This is a genomic window from Wolbachia pipientis, assembly GCF_023661085.1.
Classification (GTDB): domain Bacteria; phylum Pseudomonadota; class Alphaproteobacteria; order Rickettsiales; family Anaplasmataceae; genus Wolbachia.
Genome location: NZ_JAHDJT010000106.1, coordinates 1 through 4,967, shown reverse-complemented (window position 1 = coordinate 4,967; position 4,967 = coordinate 1). Strand labels below are relative to the sequence as shown.

Genomic DNA, 4,967 nt, shown 5'->3' with positions numbered 1-4,967 from the left:
GTAAATTATTATAGCGCCAATTTAAAGTATTATAGAGTCAAAACTCGCCACTCGGAGTTTCTTTGCCTTTTTTATTTGGTAAATTTCTTAAATATTATAGCTTAGACTAGTTGCGTTTAAAAGCAGCTAAATTGCAGCGTTTGAGGCATAAAAACGCCAATACTGACAATAAATACCGACCAGGGCTTCTTTTGCTTTTTTCTTGCTTGGGAAATTTCTTAAATATTTATTACTAAAGTAGTATCTTAGATCCCAGTATCAAGTACTGGGATGACAGGAAAGGGGCTACTTGGACGACAAGAAGAGAGCACTGAAATGACAGAAGAGGGAGCACTGGAAGAAAAAGATAGTAGTGCGAAGAGCCTCTTACAACTTACTTTTAATTAGTCTAACCCATGCGTGCCAATCTCTTTCACCAAGACTGCTTTCGAAAGACAAAAGATCCTTTACAGCTTTTGAGCAAATTTCTTCGCTTGGAATTGATAATTCCCTATTCATTGCTAATGTTAAACATTGAGTTTTACACGCTTGTTCTAAGTGATATGTATAAAACATCGCTTCTTGTATAGTACGACCACATGTTATAGATCCATGATTGCGCATTAACATCACAAAATTTTCTTTTAGATCAGCTATTAGTCTCTTTCCTTCTGTATCATCAAGTGCCAGGGAATTATAATCATGGTAAGATACCTTATTGTAAAAATGCAGTGCCCACTGACTTGTTGGAAATAACCCATCTTTGAGGGAGGAAACTGCTACAATAGAAGGTGTATGTAAGTGAAAAATTGCTTGAATATCTTTCCTTGCTTGATAAATAAAGCCGTGGATTATATAGCCAGTTTTATTATATTGGTATTCTTTGCCCTCAATAACATTTCCATCAAACGACACCTTCATTAATGAATTTTCATTCACTTCATTAAAGCATATACCAAATGGATAAATATAAAACGACTTTTGATCCTCAGAACGCACCGATAGGTGAGTATATGTATGGTCATCCAGTCCCAAGTAAGATAAAATCTGATAGGCGTAGACTAAGTCCCTTTTTACCTTGCTCTTTGTTAACAACACAATTTTCAGCTAAGATCTTCTGAAAGTTTATACAAGAAAAGGGGCTCATAGTAAACTCATACTTTTAGTTTGGAGGTAAATTAGAGGAAGAGGAATTCTTAGTAAACAATTCTCTATTACATAATCTATGGAACTTGTACGGAATTTATGTCCCTGAATTACATAATATCTTAACTGTAAAAATAATTTTTCTATATAATGTTTCAAATGTTTTAAAGTTTAAGTTTCATGTTATTATGAATATAGATTTTAACATTATAAATAATATGATAAACATTAATACAAAGGAAAAGATAACAGGAGTTTTCGTATATATTATCGGCTTTTCAGGAAGTGGCAAGCTTTCTACAGCAATAGAATTATCTAATATGATAGGTGCACTGATTGTAAACAGCAACTTTTCCAACAATACTCAAATTCGCTCTATATATGATAATATCTTTGAATATGACCAAATCCCTAAAGAAGTCCAAGATAGAATATATAACGTTGCACAAATTATGCTTCAGGTAATAGAAGCCTATCCAATTCATTCAAAAAATTACATATTTATCGATGAATTGATGAAAAATAATGACTACAATATAAGGGTGTATAACTCAGTAGTAGAGCTTAGTAAAAGAATGAATACAAGAATTCTTCCTATAGTGCTAAGGTGTGATCTACCTACATTACAAAAACGCATTAAATTAAAAAGACAAAGAGAAAATAAGAAGGTTACTAGCATGAGCAGTATTATAGAGAAATTTAGGACTCGTAATTTATTTATACCGCCGAATGCCATAGAAATAGAAAATTCAAATATGAGTATAAAAGAAGTAGCCGAAGAAATAACAAACCAGATGTACAGACTTAGTCAAATCGATAGAATTTACGCAAAAGGGTAATTATAATAATTTCATATACTGAGGCTCATTTAAATATAGAGCGTTGACCCCATTTAATTTTTGTTTATTTTCTAGCTTGTAACGGACCAATAGTCCTGCATAGCTAGCATTTAACTCTGGTAAATTGCAATCCACATATGTGATGCAGTTATTGTCTGTCGTCCCAGTACCTATCACACACTGGGATCCGGCAGCTGCAACTGGCTCTGACAACGGCAATAAATTGAAATCAAATAACTGCGTGTAAAACCCTTGAGCATTTTTGATTATAGCTCTGATATTTTTTTTACTGTTTGCACAAAGCAAGGATATTGCATACGCCTGAACTTCCAGTGCGTTCACTCCATATAACGGCTTATTCGTAACAAGATTTATGCCTTTTGCAGCTGATATACCAACTCTAATTCCAGTAAAACTTCCTGGTCCAACTACTACCACTAAATGGTCTATTTTATCGTAGCTGTAATTGTGCTTATTGAACAGAGTGTTCAAAATTTGAAAAAATGTTTCTGCGTGACTATTGCTAGTGGAATTACGCTCTACAAAACAATTGCCATCATGGTCGATTATCGCTATTGAGCTACCAGCACCTACAGTATCAATCGCTAGAATGGACATTACCTAAGCTTATCATAGAGTTTTGTAAACATTATAGTAAAGGCGCCATTACCCATAACATTTGCTGAAGTTATTATTGGATCAAACACTACATATAATGCCGTGATTAACGAGAGCATTTCTGGAGAGAATTTAAGATACCTTTCAAGAACAGGCAGCATTACCACAATTCCTCCTGCCGGAACTGCAGCGATAGCAAACTTAAATAACAAAAAATAAAGAAGGAAAGTTACATAGTCTGTCGTGGATAATGCATAACCAGAAGTTGTTATCATCGATAATATTATAATAAAAAAGCAATCACCTACTAAATGAAAGCCAGCAGTTATTGGTATAACAGACGATGCTACATCAGGTTGCTTTACATTTTTCCTACTTCCTTCAAGAGTAAGTGGCATAGTTGCATTGCTAGACATTGTACTCATCGCAGTAATAAGTGCTGGCATCATATTGCTTATGCTAGTTATCCAGTTTGTGATCTTAAACGAATTTGCTGCTCCGTATAAGAGAAAAACATAAAAGTAAGTTACAAATGCTATAATAACAAAAATTATTGAGCAATCTTTGAATATTATAGATAGAACCTGATCATGTTGCATTTTTAAAGCAAGCCCCAGTACGAATACTGGAATAACTGGTATCAAAAAGGCTTTTAGAATAAACAAAGTTAAGTCTGACATTTTGCGCGAGAGCTCTTTACTCTTTTTGGGCAGCAGAACAGACACTATTAAACTGGATATAAATCCATAAGCGAGAGCATGAAAGTTAGAAAGGAGTAGCGGTAGCTTAAACGACCACAAAGGAGCAATTGTTTCTTCATATGTTATATCTTGTATCAGATAAGTGTTTTGCAGAACAAAGTACCCAATCGAATAAGCAATTAAACTTGAAGCTAGATTCGATAAGAAAATCATTATAACAAGTAATAGTATAAACTTTATAGCCGACTGCTTAAGATTGCTAACGCTGCTAAAGATTAACGCAAAAACAATAAAAGGCATTATAAATAGCAAAATTTCTTTGATACTTAAGCTCACTGAATACAAAAAGGTTTTTGCTTCTATTGGAACTAAATGACCAAAAAATACAACTGAAGCAATAATAGTGAGTAAGATTAGCAGTTGTAGCATGTTTTGATATAGCAATATTCTATGAACATAATGCAGTGAGTCAGTTTTCAAGTAAAGCAAAACTGTCTAAACTGCTGGAATGCATTTATCAAAAACTCAACTTTAGCCCGGCCAAAAGCACGTAACCTGAGTTGTTTTTGGACTCTTCGATGGGCTCTTCGGCATTAAATTTTACAATATTGAAATAGTATGAAGTGCCCATAAAAAGAGAACTTTCAAGGCTTAAAGCATATAATGTTAATCTGTTCGTACCTTTGTCTGCAATATCCCGACCACTACTAAAATATGTTAAGCTCAATTTGCGAGAATCAGAGCGGTAAGCAACACCTGCATTCGTATAATACGTATTAGTCGTTTCAGGATTATATCTCTTACCCGATTTACCACCATTACCATATGAGAAAATGCAATCAAGATCGAAAAGTTTCAGGTTTAAACCAAAATTCCAGTGTAGCAACTGGTTACAGCACTCATAACTTTCAGAGGTTCCATTTGAGCAACCAGTTAAATTTTCCCTTGCAAATTCACCAGTTAAAGCAGCAGTAAAATTTATATCATCCGACAAACTATTCTTATAGGAAAGGCCAGCAGCAACTAGATTGCTATAATACAAGTTATTCTTCCCTGGAACATAACTAAGCCCAAGTTGAAAGTTATAAACCTTAGGGGAGATATAGCTTATTGCTGGTTGCTTTAATTTCAGCTCTAGTCCATTATAATCACTATAAATATTGGGTTTAACCCAAAAGACTTTATCTTTATCGTATCCAGTACCAATGCCCTTCTTTTCATCGCCACGCAGATTTGCATAGTTTACCCAGCAACCATTTACTCCTCCAGCAGCCACGTAAATTTTTGAAGTATTGATCAGCATACTTTGACTGACTAAACTTCTTTTTCCATACTCGATTGATCCAAGCCCCCGGTTTTTTATGATAAAATACCATTCTTCCATGCCTAGTTTTTCTATGTCTAACGCCTTTAGGTTTGCGATACCAGAAACTCCTGCCTTAATATTAAACCCCATTTGAGTATTTGGGTAAACTTGCTGTAAATAAAGAAAGCGCAAGTATGAGTAACTTGAAGTCTTGTCTTTAGGCTTAGTATTGAAAGAATCTTTGTTAAAAGCGTAGCCAAATCTCAAATCTATCTTTCCGTCCAGTTCTGCATAAAATATTCCCTTATCCAGAATTACCCTAGCATTAGCACTATTTTGCAAGAGTAATAACGAAAGCAACGCCACCAGGCAATATTT

At 34.4% G+C, this 4,967-nt stretch carries 5 protein-coding genes; 1 reads left to right on the top strand and 4 read right to left on the bottom strand.

Annotated elements, in window-relative coordinates:
* Window positions 1-366: 366 nt before the first annotated feature.
* Window positions 367-1,077, bottom strand: a complete 711-nt coding sequence (locus DM84_RS04940) for a class II aldolase/adducin family protein (RefSeq protein ID WP_250778797.1) — start codon at window positions 1,075-1,077, stop codon at window positions 367-369.
* A 266-nt stretch (window positions 1,078-1,343) separates the two neighbouring features.
* Between DM84_RS04940 and DM84_RS04935 the strand changes: the two genes are divergently transcribed.
* Window positions 1,344-1,964, top strand: coding sequence for a DEAD/DEAH box helicase family protein (locus DM84_RS04935; RefSeq protein ID WP_250778799.1), 621 nt, complete (start codon window positions 1,344-1,346; stop codon window positions 1,962-1,964).
* Here the strand turns inward: DM84_RS04935 and tsaB are convergent, their stop codons facing one another.
* From tsaB to DM84_RS04920, 3 genes are all read right to left on the bottom strand, one after another.
* A complete protein-coding gene (tsaB, locus tag DM84_RS04930; protein ID WP_250778796.1) occupies window positions 1,965-2,582 on the bottom strand; it encodes a tRNA (adenosine(37)-N6)-threonylcarbamoyltransferase complex dimerization subunit type 1 TsaB in 618 nt (205 codons plus the stop codon).
* Window positions 2,582-3,712: a cation:dicarboxylate symporter family transporter gene (locus DM84_RS04925; RefSeq protein WP_250778794.1), complete on the bottom strand. Its 1,131-nt coding sequence runs from the start codon at window positions 3,710-3,712 to the stop codon at window positions 2,582-2,584. The genes tsaB and DM84_RS04925 overlap by 1 nt, the downstream gene beginning before the upstream one ends.
* An 88-nt stretch (window positions 3,713-3,800) precedes the next feature.
* Window positions 3,801-4,931, bottom strand: a complete 1,131-nt coding sequence (locus tag DM84_RS04920; protein ID WP_250778798.1) for a porin — start codon at window positions 4,929-4,931, stop codon at window positions 3,801-3,803.
* Between the last annotated feature and the right edge of the window lie 36 nt (window positions 4,932-4,967).